A 1206-nucleotide genomic window follows, 5' to 3' on the forward strand; every position below is an offset into this window, starting at 1 on the left:
TGATACATAATGGGCGGACGACGGGACTTGAACCCGCGAATGCTGGATCCACAAACCAGTGCGTTAACCCCTTCGCCACGACCGCCGCATTAGAAAAGAGATGGAGGCTGATGGATTCGAACCACCGAACTCGGAGAGAGCAGATTTACAGTCTGCCGTGTTTAGCCACTTCACTAAGCCTCCATGCTATAAAGCCTTACCGGATACCCGATAAACGATCTGGTGCCGTCGAGAGGACTTGAACCCCCAACCTACTGATTACAAGTCAGTTGCTCTACCAGTTGAGCTACAACGGCATATTGATTTGTTAAAATGGCGGAGCCGACGGGATTCGAACCCGCGGTCTCCTGCGTGACAGGCAGGCATGTTAGGCCTCTACACCACGGCTCCGCGTTGAAAAGTATAAATAATGGTGGAGGCTGACGGGATCGAACCGCCGACCCTCTGCTTGTAAGGCAGATGCTCTCCCAGCTGAGCTAAGCCTCCATGGGGATTAACTTAAGATAGAAATGGTGACCCGTAGGGGACTCGAACCCCTGTTACCTCCGTGAAAGGGAGGTGTCTTAACCACTTGACCAACGGGCCAAACTTATAAAATATACCTACGGAGAGAGAGGGATTCGAACCCTCGCACCGCTTACGCAGTCTAACCCCTTAGCAGAGGGTCCCCTTATAGCCACTTGGGTATCTCTCCAATATCTAACTGGTAGCGGCAGAGGGGCTCGAACCCCCGACCTTACGGGTATGAACCGTACGCTCTAGCCAGCTGAGCTACGCCGCCATAATGTCTTGTTTATAAGAAACGGAGAAGGAGGGATTCGAACCCTCGAGACGCTTGTGACGCCTACACGATTTCCAATCGTGCTCCTTCGGCCAGCTCGGACACTTCTCCTAGTATTTATGGGTTAGGACTCCCCGAACAGGACTCGAACCTGTGACAACTCGATTAACAGTCGAGTGCTCTACCAACTGAGCTATCAGGGAATATGGTGGAGCCAAGCGGGATCGAACCGCTGACCTCCTGCTTGCAAGGCAGGCGCTCTCCCAGCTGAGCTATGGCCCCAAATGATTCACTGGAATTCAAATAATTCATGGTAGGCCCTAGTGGACTCGAACCACCGACCTCACCCTTATCAGGGGTGCGCTCTAACCAGCTGAGCTAAGGGCCTAAATGTTAACCAATCTTAAGTACAAATATACCCACAA

At 52.2% G+C, this 1206-nt stretch carries 12 tRNA genes; all 12 read right to left on the bottom strand.

Going from position 1 to position 1206, the window contains the following annotated elements:
• Positions 1 to 12 precede the first annotated feature (12 nt).
• The 12 genes from GC097_RS29410 to GC097_RS29465 all read right to left on the bottom strand — a co-directional run bounded on the left by GC097_RS29410 (position 13) and on the right by GC097_RS29465 (position 1169).
• Positions 13 to 85: transfer RNA gene (locus GC097_RS29410), tRNA-His, on the bottom strand.
• Positions 86 to 101: 16 nt separating this feature from the next.
• A tRNA-Tyr gene (locus tag GC097_RS29415) sits at positions 102 to 183 on the bottom strand.
• Positions 184 to 220: 37 nt separating this feature from the next.
• Positions 221 to 296: transfer RNA gene (locus GC097_RS29420), tRNA-Thr, on the bottom strand.
• A gap of 17 nt (positions 297 to 313) precedes the next feature.
• Positions 314 to 390, bottom strand: a tRNA-Asp gene (locus GC097_RS29425).
• A 20-nt stretch (positions 391 to 410) separates the two neighbouring features.
• Positions 411 to 486: transfer RNA gene (locus GC097_RS29430), tRNA-Val, on the bottom strand.
• Between the two features lie 24 nt (positions 487 to 510).
• Positions 511 to 585 (bottom strand) — tRNA-Glu (locus GC097_RS29435).
• 20 nt (positions 586 to 605) lie between these two features.
• Positions 606 to 694 (bottom strand) — tRNA-Ser (locus GC097_RS29440).
• A 10-nt stretch (positions 695 to 704) separates the two neighbouring features.
• A tRNA-Met gene (locus GC097_RS29445) sits at positions 705 to 781 on the bottom strand.
• A gap of 22 nt (positions 782 to 803) precedes the next feature.
• Positions 804 to 892 (bottom strand) — tRNA-Ser (locus GC097_RS29450).
• A gap of 19 nt (positions 893 to 911) precedes the next feature.
• Positions 912 to 984 (bottom strand) — tRNA-Asn (locus GC097_RS29455).
• A gap of 3 nt (positions 985 to 987) precedes the next feature.
• A tRNA-Ala gene (locus GC097_RS29460) sits at positions 988 to 1063 on the bottom strand.
• A gap of 29 nt (positions 1064 to 1092) precedes the next feature.
• A tRNA-Ile gene (locus tag GC097_RS29465) sits at positions 1093 to 1169 on the bottom strand.
• Between the last annotated feature and the right edge of the window lie 37 nt (positions 1170 to 1206).

Origin of the sequence: Paenibacillus planticolens, assembly GCF_013141725.1 — a bacterium.
Classification (GTDB): Bacteria; Bacillota; Bacilli; order Paenibacillales; family NBRC-103111; genus Paenibacillus_E; species Paenibacillus_E planticolens.